Annotated in this window: 9 protein-coding genes; 7 read left to right on the top strand and 2 right to left on the bottom strand. The window is 64.3% G+C overall.

The genetic code is table 11. From position 1 onward, the window contains the following. Positions 1 to 78 precede the first annotated feature (78 nt). A complete protein-coding gene (locus AWB74_RS02735; protein ID WP_061145173.1) occupies positions 79 to 516 on the top strand; it encodes an MbcA/ParS/Xre antitoxin family protein in 438 nt (145 codons plus the stop codon). A 5-nt stretch (positions 517 to 521) separates the two neighbouring features. Then, positions 522 to 1247 (top strand): RES family NAD+ phosphorylase, encoded by a 726-nt coding sequence (locus AWB74_RS02740; protein ID WP_061145174.1) that lies wholly within the window; start codon positions 522 to 524, stop codon positions 1245 to 1247. Between the two features lie 37 nt (positions 1248 to 1284). Here the strand turns inward: AWB74_RS02740 and AWB74_RS02745 are convergent, their stop codons facing one another. Both AWB74_RS02745 and AWB74_RS02750 read right to left on the bottom strand, forming a co-directional pair. After that, positions 1285 to 2604 carry a DNA topoisomerase IB gene (locus tag AWB74_RS02745; RefSeq protein WP_087038758.1) on the bottom strand — a complete coding sequence of 440 codons (1320 nt, stop codon included), beginning with the start codon at positions 2602 to 2604 and terminating at the stop codon, positions 1285 to 1287. 93 nt (positions 2605 to 2697) lie between these two features. Further along, entirely contained in the window at positions 2698 to 3435 is a 738-nt protein-coding gene (locus AWB74_RS02750) for a metallophosphoesterase (RefSeq protein ID WP_061145175.1), read from the bottom strand. A 290-nt stretch (positions 3436 to 3725) separates the two neighbouring features. Here AWB74_RS02750 and AWB74_RS02755 point away from each other — a divergent pair, with 290 nt between their 5' ends. The 5 genes from AWB74_RS02755 to glgB all read left to right on the top strand — a co-directional run bounded on the left by AWB74_RS02755 (position 3726) and on the right by glgB (position 15749). Continuing rightward, positions 3726 to 4382 carry a DUF1345 domain-containing protein gene (locus AWB74_RS02755; RefSeq protein WP_061145176.1) on the top strand — a complete coding sequence of 219 codons (657 nt, stop codon included), beginning with the start codon at positions 3726 to 3728 and terminating at the stop codon, positions 4380 to 4382. 282 nt (positions 4383 to 4664) lie between these two features. Next, a complete protein-coding gene (gene glgA, locus AWB74_RS02760) occupies positions 4665 to 6326 on the top strand; it encodes a glycogen synthase GlgA (protein ID WP_087038805.1) in 1662 nt (553 codons plus the stop codon). Between the two features lie 359 nt (positions 6327 to 6685). Then, complete coding sequence (locus AWB74_RS02765) at positions 6686 to 10090, top strand: maltotransferase domain-containing protein (RefSeq protein ID WP_087038807.1); 3405 nt, start codon at positions 6686 to 6688, stop codon at positions 10088 to 10090. Between the two features lie 60 nt (positions 10091 to 10150). Further along, positions 10151 to 13537, top strand: a complete 3387-nt coding sequence (gene treS / locus AWB74_RS02770) for a maltose alpha-D-glucosyltransferase (RefSeq protein ID WP_087038761.1) — start codon at positions 10151 to 10153, stop codon at positions 13535 to 13537. Then, positions 13524 to 15749 carry a 1,4-alpha-glucan branching protein GlgB gene (glgB, locus tag AWB74_RS02775; RefSeq protein WP_061145179.1) on the top strand — a complete coding sequence of 742 codons (2226 nt, stop codon included), beginning with the start codon at positions 13524 to 13526 and terminating at the stop codon, positions 15747 to 15749. Before treS ends, glgB begins: the two co-directional genes overlap by 14 nt. Positions 15750 to 16415: the final 666 nt, after the last annotated feature.

Raw genomic sequence — 16415 nt, forward strand, 5'->3', positions numbered from 1 at the left:
ACGAACGCGCATGACATGCTTGCTTTAATCCAAATGTGGACTAATATACGGAACAAGTTCCTTTGGAGACTTAACGACATGTCTAACGCCGCACGCGCCGCGCACGCATCGGCCGGCCATCCGGTGCCGCAGCCGGCGCTGGATTCGAGCGATCTGTCCGCCGCCGGCCTGCGCGCGTTCTTCCGTATCACCCAGGATTGGGACCTTTCCACCGAAGACCAGATCACGCTGCTCGGTTCGCCGGGCCGGTCCACGTACTTCAAGTGGAAGCAGGAACCCGCCTCCGCGCGGCTCACGCGTGACACCCTGGAGCGCCTCTCGCTGATTCTCGGCATCTACAAGGCGCTGCAAATCCTTCTGCCCGATCCCAAAGCCGCCGACACCTGGGTCCGCCGCCCCAACTCGGCGCCGCCCTTCGGCGGACGTCCGGCGCTCGATCGGCTGCTGGCGGGTAACATCAGCGACCTCGTCGCCGTGCGCCAGTATCTCGACGCAATGCGAGGCGGCTGGGCGTGATGGGGATGGCATTCAGCAAGGACACATCGAACTGGCGCGAACAGTGGCCGCACGGTCTGCTCGACTGGTCGCCCGCCTATCGCGTGATTCCCACGCGTTTTCCGGCCGTCAATCTCTTCGACCGCGTGGCGGCGCCGCAGGATTTCGAAGCGCTCTACGCGCTCGAAGCGATGACCAACGACCGCCTGCGCACCGAAGTCGGCGAACTGGATCTCGTGCCGCCCGACGAACGTTGCTTCGGGCCGGGCTGCGGGCCGATCATGGCCGCGTTCACGCATCTGAACCCGAACGGCAGCCGTTTCTCCGACGGCAGCTACGGCGTGTTCTATTGCGGCCGCGAGCGTCAGACGGCCATTGCGGAAACGCGCTATCACGCCGGCCTCTTTCTCGCCGCGACGAACGAAGCGCCGCTGCGTCAGCAGATGCGTCTCTATACGGTGATGGCGCACGGCGAGGTGGTGGATTTACGTGGCGATGCGATCGCGCAGGCGGGACTCGATCCGCGCATTTTCGCGCCGGACGACTACGGCCCGGGCAAGGCGCTCGGACGCGCGGTGCGCGCAGCGGGCGCGCCGGGCATCGTGTACCCGTCGGTGCGCGATCCGCAAGGCGACTGTCTCGCCGCACTGCGCACGACGATGCTGCGCGATTGCCGTCACGCCGCGTATCTCGAGTACAACTGGAACGGCGAGGCGATCGATTATGTGTTCGAGCTGAATCAGGTCGGCTGAGCAGGCAAACGTTTCAATCGCTGATTTCAACCGCCGTTCAGCCGATCGCGACCGCCGTTTCCGTGCGCGTGCGCGCGAGCTTCTTCGACGCCGGGCGCGCGGCCTTTCCCGCCGGCTTCTTCGCGACGTGATCCAGTGCCTGAGCCGCCGCGCTCTTGCCGCTTCCCTTCAAGGCGCCCGCGCGCGCTTTGCGGCTCGATTCCGTGAGCAGCCTGGTGAGGCGCGCGTCGCTCGCCGCGGCGCTCTTGCGGTTCTTGCGCGCCGCCTCGCGTGTGCGCCGCTTCGCATCCTTTTCGAGGAAGATCGCCAGCGCGGCTTCGTCGGTCTTGAGGCCGTTGCGGCGCGACGCGGGCAGCGCTTGCGCGAGTTCACCCGCCTCGAACGCCTCGATCACGGCAGGATGCACATAGCATTTGCGGCACACCGCCGGCGTGTTGCGCAGCAGTTGCGCGACGTCCTTGATCGTGCAGACGATGTGCTTGCGCGCTTCCGTCACCGTCTCCCATTCGAGCTTCCTGAGCGCCGCGAGCGCGAACACGCTGCCCGCCCACGTCCGATAGTCCTTCGCCGTGAAATCCGCGCCGGTGATCTCGCGCAGATAATCGTTGATGTCGGACGAACTCACGGCATGCCGCTCGCCGTCCGCATCGAGATACTGGAACAGATCCTGGCCCGGCAGATCCATGCAGCGTTTGACGATGCGCGCGACCCGTGCGTCGCTCACGGCGACATCGTGCTCGATGCCGCTCTTGCCGCGGAATCGGAACCTCAGCGTTCCCGCCGATACCTTCAGATGACGTTTCCGGAGCGTTGTCAGCCCGTACGAGCGGTTTTCGCGCGCGTACTCTTCGCTGCCGACGCGGATCAACGTCGTGTCGAGAAGACGCACGACGGTGGCGAGCACCTTGTCGCGCGGCATGCCGTCGAGCGACAGATCGCGTGCGACGCGGGCACGCAGCTTCGGCAGCACCGCGGAAAACGCGAGCATGCGCTCGTACTTGTCGGCGTCGCGCGTTTCGCGCCATTTCGGGTGATAGCGATACTGCTTGCGCCCGCGCGCATCGCGTCCGGTCGCCTGCAGATGGCCGCGCGGGTCGGGGCAAATCCACACCGCCGTGTAGGCGGGCGGAATCGCGAGCGCGTTGATGCGGCGAATCTCGGCTTCGTCGTCGATCCGCTTGCCCTGCGTGTTGAAGTACGCGAACGCGCCGTCGATCCACTCGCGCGTGTAGCCGCGCCGCGAATCGTCCATGTAGCGCAAGCCCGGCGGCAAGTCTTCGGGGCAACCTTGCGCGCCGCCTGCGACATTGTCGCCGGCCCCGCCGCCTGTCTCGCTGTCCTTTTCTGTTCTCGCCACGGTGCGCCTCGCCCGATCTGCTTTCGATCCGATGGCAAAGCATCGAGCAACGTGCGTGCCGGATGTTTCGGCACGCGCGGGCACGGCGTCGGATCAGGGCAGCGTGAGTGTCGCCGCGCCTTCCGATGCGGCCCAGCGCTCCTTGACGGACCAGCGCTCGTCGGTGCCGGCCTGGACGATCGTGAGCCGCCCTTCCGGCGCGAACGCAGCCGTATCGATGAAAACCTGCGAGCCGATCTGCCTCACGGTCTTCATCGGCGTATGGCCGCAATAGGTGGTCGACAAGCCGATCTGCCGCGACGGGTCCGCGTGGCCGAGCGCGAGACCGCGGCCCCACAGGATCTGACTGCGCGCGTCCTCCGAGAATTCGGCGGCGTCGAGATCGGCGTCGCTGCCGAAGAACTCCGCGTGCAGCACGTTGAAGCGCCGCGCGCCCTCGCCGACGATGCGCACGAGCGGCAGCTTCTCGAGCCGCACGGCGAGCGCGGCGAGCTCGTCGTCGGTGAGCATATCGGCCCAGATGCCGCCGATCGCGTACCACGACTGCCGCCGCATCGCGCCGGACGCGACCGACATCAGCGCATCCTCGTGATTGCCGAGCACGGGATAGAACCACGGCTTGTCGATGAGATCGACCGCCGCGAGCGAATCCGCGCCGCGATCGACGAGATCGCCGACGGAGAACAGACGATCCCGCTCCGCATCGAAGCCGATTTCGTGCAGCAGATAGCGCAGCGCATCGACGCAACCATGCAGATCGCCGACCACGAAGTCGCGGCCGATGTCATTGGCGGGATGCCTGCATACGATAGGAAAGGTAGGATCGTCCATCCGTCGATGATAGCGCGGCTCAATGACAGAGTGTGCGGGCTAAATCGCTTTTGCACGCGGTCGGAGAGCCGTACAAACACTCGTTACAGATGCGTTACCCGCACAATCGCCTCGTGAGTAAAAGCTGCTGATCGCGCGCGTGGAGACACGCATTTTTTGCACGATCGCATACAGCCGCGCCGCCGAATGGCGGCATGAGCGTCGACATGCGCGCTCCTCAGCTTGCTGAAAGGCTGAACAGCAATAATCGCGAGCATCGAGCGAGAGCCTCTCATGCGGACAAGAACGAAATGAAGCATTTCCTCCCGCCCGTCCTGCGCAGCCGGCCGCGCGCCCTGATCGGCCTGCTGATTGGTTGCGTCGTCGCTGCCTTGGTTCCTGCGCACGTGCGGCCGACGGCGCGCGCGCTGATCGGCTGGGATGCGGCGGTGTGGCTCTATCTCGCGCTGATCTGGCTCAAGATGGCGACCGCGCGCCAGAGCGACGTGCAGGCGCTCGCCGAGCGCGAGGACGAAAACGCAGCGACCGTGCTGATGGTCGTGAGCGTCGCGGCGATCGCGAGCATCGTCGCGATCGTCGTCGAACTCTCGGCGGCGAAGAGTCTGGGTACGAGAGCCTTGCCGAACTATCTGCTGACCGCCGCGACGATGCTCGGCGCCTGGTTCCTGATCCCGACGATGTTCACGCTGCACTACGCGCGGCACTACTATCAGTCGCCGGACAGCGCTCCCGCGCTCCGCTTTCCCGACAAACATCTGAAGCCCGATTACTGGGACTTCCTCTATTTCTCCTTCACGATCGCGGTCGCGTCGCAGACCGCCGATATCGCGCTCGGTTCGACGTCCGCGCGCCGCACCGCGCTCGCGCAAGCGGTGATGTCGTTCTTCTTCAATCTCGCCGTGCTCGGCCTCTCCATCAACATTGCCGCGAGCATGCTCGGCGGCTGAAACGACGCTGTCACGCGCGCTCCATAAGCTCATGATTTACGCCGTGTAAAAACGCGGCGCGCGCCGCTGTCAGTTTTACACGCGGCACGTCCGTGCCATTTCGTGTTCGCACGCCGTCCCTTTCACGCCGTGCGAGGAAGTGAATGTGCTGCTGCGCACACATTTTGCGGCCAGTGGCACGTCGATTGCTGCAATGCGCCAGCCCATTCAGACGAAATCCCGATCAGCGCTCGCATGCGCGGTTTTCCGCCCGCGCGTTCCCGCCTCCACAGGAGCCTCATTTTGCCTTTGAACGTTTTGCTGGTCGCCTCCGAAGCCTTCCCGCTCGCCAAGACCGGCGGACTCGGCGATATGGTCAGCGCCTACGCCGTCGCGCTGCGCGAAGCCGGCGTCGATGCAACGATTCTGCTTCCCGCGTATCCGAATGCAGTCGCCCAGGCGGAAGGGCTGAGTAAGGTCGGCACGCTCAACGGCCTGCCCGGCGGCGATGCGACGCTGTTACGCGGCCGCATGCCCGGCACCGGCACGCCCGTGCTGCTGCTGCGCTGCGACGCGCTCTTTGCGCGCACCGGTCTGTATCAGGACGCGCAAGGCCGCGACTATACGGACAACGCGATCCGCTTCGCGACGCTTTCGGCCGCCGCCGTCAGGATCGCGCAAGGCGTGCGCGGCGTGAAGAAGCCGGACATCGTTCATGCGCACGACTGGCATACGGGCCTCACGCCGCTCCTGATGAAGCATGCCGGCGTGCACGCGAAGAGCGTCTTCACGATCCACAATCTCGCATTCCAGGGCAACTACGCGCTCTCGCTTGGTGCGTCGCTCGGCGTGCCCGAGAAGTGGCTCGTGCATGCGTTCAGCGATCCGAAGAGCATCGAATTCTATGGCGCGTTGAGTCTGATGAAAGCGGGCATCGTACACGCCGATCGCATCACGACCGTCTCCGAAACCTATGCGCGCGAAATCCTCACGCCGCGCTTCGGCCATCTGATGGAAGGCGTGCTGCAAAGTTGCGCCGACAAGCTGTCGGGCGTCGTCAACGGCATCGATGAATCGACGTGGAATCCCGCCGCCGATCCGCTCATCGAACGCAACTATTCGTTCGACGACATGCGCGGCAAGCACGCCTGCAAGCGCGCGCTGCAACGACGATTCGGCCTGCCCGTCGATCCGTTCGCGCCGCTCATGGCGATCGGCAGCCGCATGACCGGGCAGAAGCTCGCCGATGTCGTGCTCGATGCGCTGCCGCGTCTGCTGCAAAAACATCCGCGCCTGCAACTGGCGGTGATCGGCAAGGGCGAAGGGTATATCGAGGCAGGCTTCAGGAAGCTCGCGCAGGCGTGGCCCGATCGCGTGGGCGTGCATATCGGCTATGACGAGCGCCGCGCGCATGCCCTGCACGCCGGCGCGGACATTCTTCTGCACGCGAGCCGCTTCGAGCCGTGCGGCCTCACGCAGATGTACGCGATGCGCTACGGCACGCTACCGGTCGCGTCGCGCGTGGGCGGCCTCGCCGATACCATCGTCGACGCGGCGCAAGATGCGGATCGTGTCGTCCATGACGTATTGCGTCCGTCGATGATGCTGCGCGACGGCACGCACGACATGCCGATCCTGTCGAGGCCCGTGCGGCACGACGCGAGCGTGCCCACCGGCTTTCTCTTCGACGGCGAACGGATCGACGATATCGTCGACGCCGCGAGCCGTGCGATCGATGCGTACATGCGTCCGCAAGTCTGGCGCGCGCTGCAGCGCAACGCGATGTCATGCGACTTCGGATGGAACGAAGCGGTGACGAAGATGGTCGCACTGTACGTCGGCCTCACCGACGCGCGTCCGAGCCGCACCGCTCTGCGCGTGCGCCGCGTGCCCGACGTCATGCAGGCACCCATGCCGCTGCCCGCGCGCGGCCGGGATGCGCACACGCTTGTGCGCACTGCCTGAGCATGACCGCCTCAGTTGCTCCATAGTATTGCCTTGATGAAGACGAGAGAGCCGGGCACTCGCCGGGCGCGGCACGTAACGTGCTGCCTCGCCCCGTGCGGCGCCCGAGGGAAATTCACTTGGGGACCGCGGCGCCCACCGGAGCGCGAAGCAGCGCTCGATGCACGGTGCATCGCGAAATGCGGCCAGGCAGGCGCCGATGATTCGAACGGCGCCCGGGTGTAATCTGAGTTCCGCCTGAAGTCCGCGCGTGCTCCCTCACGTGCGAACCGGCTCTTCAGCCAGTTTGGCCCGTGAGCGTGATCGCGATCGCTGCCCGCATCCCCGCCACCGCAGGACGACTCTGGAAAAGACGAACGATGGAAAACCATCAAGCTCATCATGCGTATGCGCCACGTATCTACTTCATCGACCCTCTGCTCGTCGGACCGCTCGCGAACTGGCCCGCCCAGTTCGAGCATGCGGCCGGCCTCGGCTTCGATCACGTCCTGATCGGCTCGCCGTTCGTGCCCGGCAGCAACGGGCATCGCGAAGCCGTCGCGGATCATCACCGGCTGCATCCCGTCTTCGACTCCGGCGGCAACGCATCCGATGGCCTGCGCAAGCTCGCCGACGCGGCGAAGAAGCACAAGCTCACGCTGCTCGTCGATATCGTCATCGACCGCGTGAGCGCCGAAGGCGGCCTCTATCAGGACAACAAGCACTGGTTCCAGCCTTTCGAGAGCGCGGACGCGCGGCTCGATCCGCGCAAGCCGCCGCGTCAGCGCGACGTCGCGTGGGCGAATTTCGCCGATGGCGAGGCCGCGCATCATCTGACCGAATGGTGGGCGCGTGAGCTGAGCGTGCTCGCCGATGCGGGCGTCGGCGGCTTTCGCTTCGATGCGCCGCACGCGGTGCCCGCGCACGTGTGGCGCAGGCTCGGCGCGGCGGTGCGCGAGAGGCATCCCGAGACACGCTGGCTCGCATGGACCGTCGGCGTCACGCGGCATGATCTGCATGGTCTCGCCGATGCCGCGTTCGACGCCGTGTTCACATCGACACGCTGGTGGGACTTCAGGAGCGCATGGCTCTTCGACGAGCATGCGGCACTCAAGCGCATCGCCTCGCCGATCGCGTTCCCGGAAGATCCGTTCGGCGCGCGGCTCATCAGCGATCTGTCGGACACGAGCGACACCGCGCTCGTCGAACGCGCCTACACGCGCGCGCTCGACACCGCCGCCGCGCTCGGCACCGGCCTCCTGGTGCCGATGGGTTTCGAATACGGCGTCGGCCTGCCGATGTCGCCGCAATACGGCGTCGCCGCCGAATACGAGCGCGCGAAGAACGAGAAGCGCATCGATCTCACGGCGCGCATCCGGCGCGCGAACGACCTGCAGCGCAATATCGGCACGCTCGCGAGCGTCGGCGAACTGCGCGCGCTGACGGGCGCGGGCACGCCCTACGCGGCGCTCATCCGCGCGGACGGCGGCGATCTGCGTCACAGCGAAAACGCGGTGCTTGCGATCGTCAATCCCGATCTCGTCGCGCCGGTGCATGTCGATACGCTGCATCTGCTCGAATCGGTGCCGGGCAACTACACGCGTTTTGCGCTCATCGACGATGCGATGGGCAAGGCCGAACGGCTCGCGCCATTCACGCTGAAGGCGGGCGAGGTGCGGCTTTTCCGCGCGGAAGCCGAGCCGTACATCCTGCTCGCGCAACCGCAAGTGAAGCGCGGCGCGAAGGCCGCCGACAAGAAAGCCGTCGCCGATGCGATCACGGCGCCGCGCGTGTCGATCGAAAGCGTGACGCCTTCGGTCGATCACGGACGCTTTCCGGCGAAGCGCATCGTCGGCGAGGCCGTCGAGATTCAGGCGGCGATCTTCGCCGAAGGCCACGACAAGATCGCGGCTTCGGTCCAATGGCGCGCCGCCGACGAAACCGGGTGGCACGAAGCGCCGATGCGCGCCGTGCAGCCCGCCGGCCTCGATCTGTGGAGCACGCGCATCCCGCTCGAACGCGTGGGCCGTCACGAGTTCGTCGTGATGGCGTGGCGCGACGACTACGCGTCGCTCGTCGATCACATGCAGAAGAAGCTGAAGGCGAACCAGACGGTCGAGCTCGAAGTCGAGGAAGCGAAGCATCTGTTCGCGCTGATCCTCGCCGAAGTGAAAACCGCCGACGACGCCGATGCCGACAGCAAGCCGCTCGAAAAGATCGTCAAGGAATTCACGAAAGCCGAGGACGCGCGCAAGCTCGAACTCGTGCTCGCGCCCGCGACCGCGAAGGCCGTCGCGGCGGCACGGCATCGCCCGTTCCTGTCGCGCGATCCGGTCGTGTATCGCATCGATTCGGAACGCGCCGCCGCGCGCTTCGCGAGCTGGTACGAGATCTTCCCGCGCTCCATGAGCGACGACGTGAATCGTCACGGCACGTTCATCGATGTGATCGGCAAGATGCCGCGCATCCGCGAGATGGGCTTCGACGTGCTGTACTTCCCGCCGATCCATCCGATCGGCGTCGCGAACCGCAAGGGCAAGAACAACACGCTGACCGCGCAGCCGGGCGATGTCGGCAGCCCGTATGCGATCGGCGGCAAGGAGGGCGGCCACGATGCGCTGCATCCGGAGCTCGGCAATTTCGATGACTTCAGGCGCATGCTCGACGCCGCGCACGAGCATGGCCTCGAAATCGCGCTCGACTTCGCAGTGCAATGCTCGCCGGATCATCCGTGGCTGAAGGAGCATCCGACGTGGTTCGCATGGCGTCCCGACGGCACGCTGCGTTACGCGGAAAATCCGCCGAAGAAGTATCAGGACATCGTGAATCCGGACTTCTACGCACAGGACGCGAAGCCGGATTTATGGGTCGCATTGCGCGACGTGTTCCTGCACTGGATCGCGGCGGGCGTGCGCATCTTCCGCGTCGACAATCCGCATACGAAGCCGTTCCCGTTCTGGGAATGGGCGATCGGCGACGTGCGCGCGCGCCATCCCGACGTGATCTTTCTCTCCGAAGCATTCACGCGGCCTCGCGTGATGAATCGTCTCGCGAAGCTCGGCTTTTCGCAGTCATACACGTACTTCACGTGGCGCGAAAGCAAGCGCGATTTTCAAGAGTACATGCACGATCTCACGCAGACCGACGCGAAGGAATTCTTCCGCCCGAACTTCTTCGTGAACACGCCGGACATCAATCCGCGCTTTCTGCAAAGCTCGGGGCGTCCGGGCTTCGTGATTCGCGCGGCCTTGGCGGCGACGTTGTCGGGGCTATGGGGCGTGTATAGCGGCTTCGAGCTCTGCGAGTCGGCCGCGCTGCCGAACAGCGAAGAGTATCTGGACTCCGAGAAGTACGAGCTGAAGGCGTGGGACTGGAACCGGCCCGGCAACATCGTGACGGAGATCACGGCGTTGAATCGCATTCGACGCGCCAATCCCGCATTGCAGACGCATCTCGGCGTGAACTTCCTGCCCGCGCATAACGATCACATCCTGTTCTTCGAGAAGGCGAACGCCTCGCGCGACAACGTCGTGCTGGTCGCGATCAATCTCGATCCGTTCAACGAGCAAGGCGCGGATATCGACTTGCCGTGGCAGACCCTCGAGCGCTGGGGCGTGCATGAATGGGACGCCGTCGCGGTCGAGGATCAGGTGACGGGCGAACGCTTCGAATGGCGCGGACGGCGTCAGCACGTACGGCTCGATCCGCATTCGCTGCCGTTCGCGATCTGGCGCATTTCACCGACATGGGGCTTGCCGAAGCCGCATCCCGAGAACGAGGCGTGATTCGTCGGCATACTAAATAAAGCACACCAGGAACATTGGAGCGAAACCGTGGATACAAGGGTGAAGCGCAACAAGAAGGCGTCGATTCTCAGCGACGATCGGCTCTGGTACAAGGACGCGATCATCTATCAGGTTCACATCAAGTCTTTCTTCGATGCGAACAACGACGGCATCGGCGATTTTCCCGGCCTGCTCGCGAAGCTCGACTACATCGCGGAACTGGGCGTCGATGCGATCTGGCTGCTGCCGTTCTATCCGTCGCCGCGCCGCGACGACGGCTATGACATCGCCGATTACCGCAACGTGCATCCGGACTACGGCACGATCGCGGACGTGAAACGCTTCATTCAGGAAGCGCACGCGCGCGGCATACGCGTGATCACCGAGCTCGTCATCAATCACACGTCGGACCAGCATCCGTGGTTTCAGCGTGCGCGGAATGCGAAGCCGGGCTCGGCGCATCGCAACTATTACGTGTGGTCCGATACGGACAAGAAGTACGAAGAGACGCGAATCATCTTCATCGATACGGAGCCTTCGAACTGGACGCACGATCCGGTCGCGGGTCAATACTACTGGCATCGCTTCTATTCGCACCAGCCGGATCTGAACTTCGACAATCCCGCCGTCCTGAAGGAAGTGCTTTCGGTGATGCGCTTCTGGCTCGACATGGGCATCGACGGGCTGCGGCTGGATGCGGTGCCGTATCTCGTCGAACGCGAAGGCACGAACAACGAGAATCTGCCCGAGACGCACGACATTCTGAAGAAGATCCGCGCGACCATCGACGCGGAGTATCCGAACCGCATGCTGCTCGCGGAAGCGAATCAGTGGCCGGAAGACGTGAAGGAATATTTCGGCGACGAAGACGAATGCCACATGGCGTTCCACTTCCCGCTGATGCCGCGCATCTATATGTCGATTGCGAGCGAGGACCGCTTCCCGATCACCGACATCATGCGGCAGACGCCCGATCTCGCCGAAACGAATCAATGGGCGATCTTCCTGCGCAATCACGATGAACTCACGCTCGAAATGGTCACGGATTCCGAGCGCGATTACCTGTGGAACACCTATGCGAGCGATCGCCGCGCGCGCCTGAACCTGGGCATTCGCCGGCGCCTCGCGCCGCTGATGGAGCGCGACCGCCGCCGCATCGAACTGATCAATTCGCTGCTGCTGTCGATGCCGGGCACGCCTGTCATCTACTACGGCGACGAACTCGGCATGGGCGATAACATCCACTTGGGCGATCGCGATGGCGTGCGTACGCCGATGCAATGGTCGTCGGACCGCAATGGCGGTTTCTCGCGCGCCGATCCGGAACAGCTCGTGTTGCCGCCCGTGATGGGCTCGCTCTATGGCTATGACGCGGTGAACGTCGAATCGCAGAGCCGCGATCCGCATTCGCTGCTCAACTGGACGCGCAAGATGCTCGCCGTGCGCCGCTCGGCCCACGCGTTCGGGCGCGGCACGATCCGCTTTTTGCGGCCCGCAAATCGCAAGATCCTCGCGTATGTGCGCGAGCTCGAAGGCGAACCGCCGATTCTCTGCGTCGCGAATCTCTCGCGTGCGCCGCAGGCGGTGGAGCTCGATCTGTCGGAATTTGAAAACTCGGTGCCGCTCGAAATGACCGCCGATTCGCCCTTTCCGGCCATCGGCAAGCTCACGTATCTCCTGACGTTCCCGCCCTACGGCTTCCTGTGGTTCCAGCTTTGCCCCGGCAACATGCGGCCCGCGTGGGCGCAGGCGCCTTCGGAGCAATTGCCCGAATTCGTGACGATGGTGATCCGCGCGGGTCAGACCGGACCGACGCCCGAGAACGTGCGCCTGCTCGAATCGGAAGTGCTGCCGAATTACCTGAGCAAGCGCCGCTGGTTCGCATCGAAGGATCAGAAGCTGCATGCGGTGCGCCTCGCCGCGTTGACGACCATCGACGGCGCGGGCTTCGCGTTCACCGAAATCGAAGCCGATGTCGGCGATCATTGCGAACGCTACGTGCTGCCGCTTTCCATCGCGTGGGGCACGGAGACGACCTCGCCGCTCTACATGCAGCTCGCGTTGGCGCGCGTGCGGCGCAACCGCAACATCGGGCATCTCACCGATGCGTTCTCGGTGCCGCAATTCACCTTCGGCGTGTTGCGCAAGCTGAAGGAACGCGCCGTCGTGCCGACCGTGCAGAAGAGCGAGATTCGCTTCATTCCGACCGAGCGTCTGAACGAGCTCAACTTCTATCCCGCCGATCCGCCCGAGATCCGCTGGCTCGCGGCCGAGCAGAGCAACAGCTCGCTCGTGATCGCGGACAAGATCGTGCTGAAGCTCGTGCGGCGCGTCGTCGGCGGCATTCATCCCGAAGCGGAGATGAGCCGTTATCTGACGCGGCTCGGCTATGCGAACACCGGCCCGTTGTTCGGCGAAGTCGTGCGTGTCGATCCGGCAGGCGTGCCGCATACGCTCATCATCCTGCAGGGCTACATCGACAATCAGGGCGATGCGTGGAACTACGCGCTCGATTATCTGCGCCGCACCGTCGATGAACTCGCGGTCGCGGTCGAACCCGACGAGCATCAGCACGAACGCGATGCCCAGGCCGAAGGCTTCCAGGGCTACGGCAACATCGCGGGCGTCATCGGCAAGCGGCTGGGCGAATTGCACGTGGCGCTCGCATCGCCGACGGAAGACGAGGCCTTCTCGCCGCAGCGCGCATCGCCCGAAGACGTGAAGGGCTGGATCGACGGCACGCTGACGCTGCTCGGCTCCGCGCTCGATATCCTCGCGCAGAAGATCGGCGAATTCGGCGAGCACGAGCGTTTCCTCGCGCAAAGCCTGCTCGACCGGCGCGACATGCTGATCGATGCGGTGAAGCAGCTCGTCGGGCCCAGTGCCGATGCGCTGCGCATCCGCATCCACGGCGACTTCCATCTCGGCCAGGTGTTGATGGCGCAAGGCGACGCCTATCTGATCGACTTCGAAGGCGAGCCGGCGCGCGCGCTCGACGAGCGCCGCAGGAAGACGAGCCCGTTGCGCGATGTCGCGGGCCTCTTGCGTTCGCTGTCGTATGCGAGCGCGGCCGCGCAATCGACGACGGAGAATGCGCCCGCGCAGGCGGCGGACCGCAAGCGCGCGCTGTTCGAACGGCTGCGCGCGTTCGCCGAGGAGAGCTTCTTGCGGGAGTACATGGCGGCGATCGCAGCGTCGCCCGAAACCATCGCGGCCGAAGACGCGTTTCAACCGTTGCTCGATCTCTTCCTGATCGAAAAGGCCGCTTACGAAATCCGCTACGAAGCAGCGAACCGGCCGACCTGGATCGGCCTTCCGTTGCGGGGCCTCGCGTCGCTCGCGAGCCGCTTGCTCGGCGACACGGGCGAGCCGCCCGCGCCCGGCACGCGGCCCGTGTTCGGAGCAACCAAGGACAAACCGGATGGAACCCACCATGAACAATCGTAGCGATCCGGCGGATACCAGGAATCCGGCGCACGGTCTCAATCCGCTGGACATCGACGCACTCGTCGAGGCCCGGCATCCCGATCCGTTCTCGATGCTCGGCCTGCATCAGACCGATCTCGGCCATGTCGTGCGCGTGTTTCTGCCGGGCGCATCGTCGGTGAGCGTCGCGGAGGCGGGCAACGGCGAGCACCTCGGCACGCTCGCGCGCATCCACGACGCGGGTCTCTATGCGGGCTTCGTCGAAAGGCCGGCGGCGTATCGGCTGCAGGTCGACTGGCACGGCACGCCGCAGGAAACGCACGACACGTATTCGTTCGGCCCCGTTCTCACCGACGAATGGCTCGCGCGCCTTTCGCAGGCGGACCCGTATGCGGTGCTCGAATGCCTGGGTTCGCGGCCGGTCACGCATGGCGACGTCGCGGGCGTGCGCTTCGCGGTATGGGCGCCGAACGCGCGGCGCGTGTCGGTGGTCGGTGACTTCAACACGTGGGATGGCCGGCGTCATCCGATGCGCCTGCGGCACGGCGCGGGCGTATGGGAGCTGTTCATTCCGGGCATCGGCGCGGGCACGCGCTACAAGTACGAGATCGTCACGCGCGACGGGCACACGCTGCCGCTGAAAGCCGATCCCTGCGCGATGCAGAGCGAAAAGCCGCCATCGACGGCATCGGTCGTCGCGGATGCCGATGCGATCGATCACTACGCCTGGACCGATGCCGAATGGATGACGACGCGCGGCGGCAAGCAGACGCCGCAATCGCCGATCACGATTTACGAGGCGCATGCCGAATCGTGGCTGCGCGTGCCTGAAGAGGCAAACCGCGGCATGAACTGGCACGAGCTTGCGGAGCGCCTGATTCCGTACGCGAAGGGCATGGGCTTCACGCACCTCGAATTCATGCCGATCGCCGAACATCCGTTCGGTGGTTCGTGGGGATATCAGCCGCTCGGGCAATTCTCGCCGTCCGCGCGCTTCGGCACGCCGGAGCAGTTCGCGGAGTTCGTGAACCGCGCGCACGAGGCGGGCCTGGGCGTGATCATCGACTGGGTGCCGGCGCACTTCCCGAACGACGCGCACGGCCTCGTGCAGTTCGACGGCACGCCGCTTTACGAGCATGCGGACCCGCGCGAGGGCTATCACCAGGACTGGAACACGATGATCTACAACCTCGGCCGCAACGAGGTGAGCGCGTTCCTGATCGCATCGGGGCTGGCGTGGCTGAAGCGCTATCACATCGATGGACTGCGTGTCGATGCGGTCGCGTCGATGCTGTATCGCGACTATTCGCGCAAGGCGGGCGAGTGGGTGCCGAACATCCATGGCGGGCGCGAGAATCTCGAATCGATTGCGTTCCTCAAGCGTCTGAATCATGAAGTGCGGCAGATTCCCGGCGCGATCACGGTCGCCGAAGAATCGACGGCGTGGCCAGGTGTGACGGCGCCTGTCGAGAACGGCGGCTTGGGCTTCGACTTCAAGTGGAACATGGGCTGGATGCACGACACGCTGCATTACATGCAGGAGGATCCGGTTTATCGGCAGTATCACCATCATCTCTATACGTTCGGGATGGTGTATGCGTATTCCGAGCGTTTCGTGCTGCCTCTGTCACATGATGAAGTCGTGCATGGCAAAGGGTCGTTGATCAACAAGATGCCGGGCGACCGGTGGCAGAAGTTCGCCAATCTGCGCGCGTATTTTGGTTTCATGTGGACGCATCCGGGCAAGAAGCTTCTGTTCATGGGCGGCGAGTTCGGGCAGTTCGCGGAGTTCAATCACGATGAATCGCCGCACTGGCATTTGCTCGATGATTCACTGCATGGCGGCTTGCAGAAGCTCGTGCGCGATCTGAATCATCTGTATGCGAGCGAGCCGGCGTTGCATAAGCTCGATAGCGATGCGCGAGGGTTCGAGTGGATCGTCGGCGATGACAACGCGAACAGCGTGTATGCGTATCGGCGTACGGATGCCGAAGGGCGTGAGGTCGTTGTGGTCTGCAATTTGACGCCGGTGCCGCGGCTGGCTTATCGGATCGGGTTGCCGCATCGTGGGCGCTGGTGTGAGGTTTTCAATTCCGATGCTTCGATTTACGGCGGGTCGAATATGGGGAATGGAGGCGTTATTCATACGGATGACTATCCTAGTCATGGGAGGGGGCAGTCAGCTGCGTTGACGCTGCCGCCGTTGGCTACGATTGTTTTGCGTGCTGATTAGGGTTCTTTTTTGGCGCCGGATCCCGTATTGGTGTTGGTTTATTGGCGTTGCCCCTCCCCGGGGCGGGGGTAACTTTCTTTGCTGCTGCAAAGAAAGTCACCAAAGAAAGCAGCTTTTCCCATCCAAAGTGCTTCATGCCGGCCGCGGCACAGGCGATTGGCTGAATGGAACCCAGAGTAGCGAGTGCCCCCATGGTTGAACCGGGCTTGGATCGCGCACGGTCTGACAAGCCATAGATTCAAGAACACTGGTTCAGCACGAAATAGCGCCGGCACAGCGCTACGCGCTGCCGAAAGGTTCGCAAGGGAAACCAGCGGTAGGCGGGCGCTTGCAGTGAGAAGAAGACGTTAGGAAGGAAGCGCATGCAGACCCGCCCTTCCCGTCGGCCGCGAAGCGGGCCGAAGCTATTTGGTGCTGAACCAGTGTGTTATGCGGCGCGACGTGGCAGACCGTGCGCGGTCCAAGCCCGGTTAGGCCTTCGAAGGCACTCGCTACTCTGGGGCCATTAGGTCAATCGTCTGTGCCGCGGCCGGTGTGAGGCACTCTGGGTCGAAAAAGCTGCTTTCTTTGGTGACTTTCTTTGCAGCAGCAAAGAAAGTTACCCCCGCCCCGGGGAGGGGCAGTGCTAATAAACCGACACGATTACGGGATCCGGCGAAAGCGAAA

It is taken from the genome of Caballeronia arvi (assembly GCF_001544695.2).
Taxonomy (GTDB): domain Bacteria; phylum Pseudomonadota; class Gammaproteobacteria; order Burkholderiales; family Burkholderiaceae; genus Caballeronia; species Caballeronia arvi.

Bases quoted from the DNA above. Each gene is read 5' to 3' on its own strand.
- AWB74_RS02755 (WP_061145176.1), top strand. From the start codon at position 3,726: ATGAAGCATTTCCTCCCGCCCGTCCTGCGCAGCCGGCCGCGCGCCCTG.
- AWB74_RS02735 (WP_061145173.1), top strand. From the start codon at position 79: ATGTCTAACGCCGCACGCGCCGCGCACGCATCGGCCGGCCATCCGGTG.
- AWB74_RS02740 (WP_061145174.1), top strand. From the start codon at position 522: ATGGCATTCAGCAAGGACACATCGAACTGGCGCGAACAGTGGCCGCAC.
- AWB74_RS02765 (WP_087038807.1), top strand. From the start codon at position 6,686: ATGGAAAACCATCAAGCTCATCATGCGTATGCGCCACGTATCTACTTC.
- glgB (WP_061145179.1), top strand. From the start codon at position 13,524: ATGAACAATCGTAGCGATCCGGCGGATACCAGGAATCCGGCGCACGGT.
- AWB74_RS02750 (WP_061145175.1), bottom strand. From the start codon at position 3,435: ATGGACGATCCTACCTTTCCTATCGTATGCAGGCATCCCGCCAATGAC.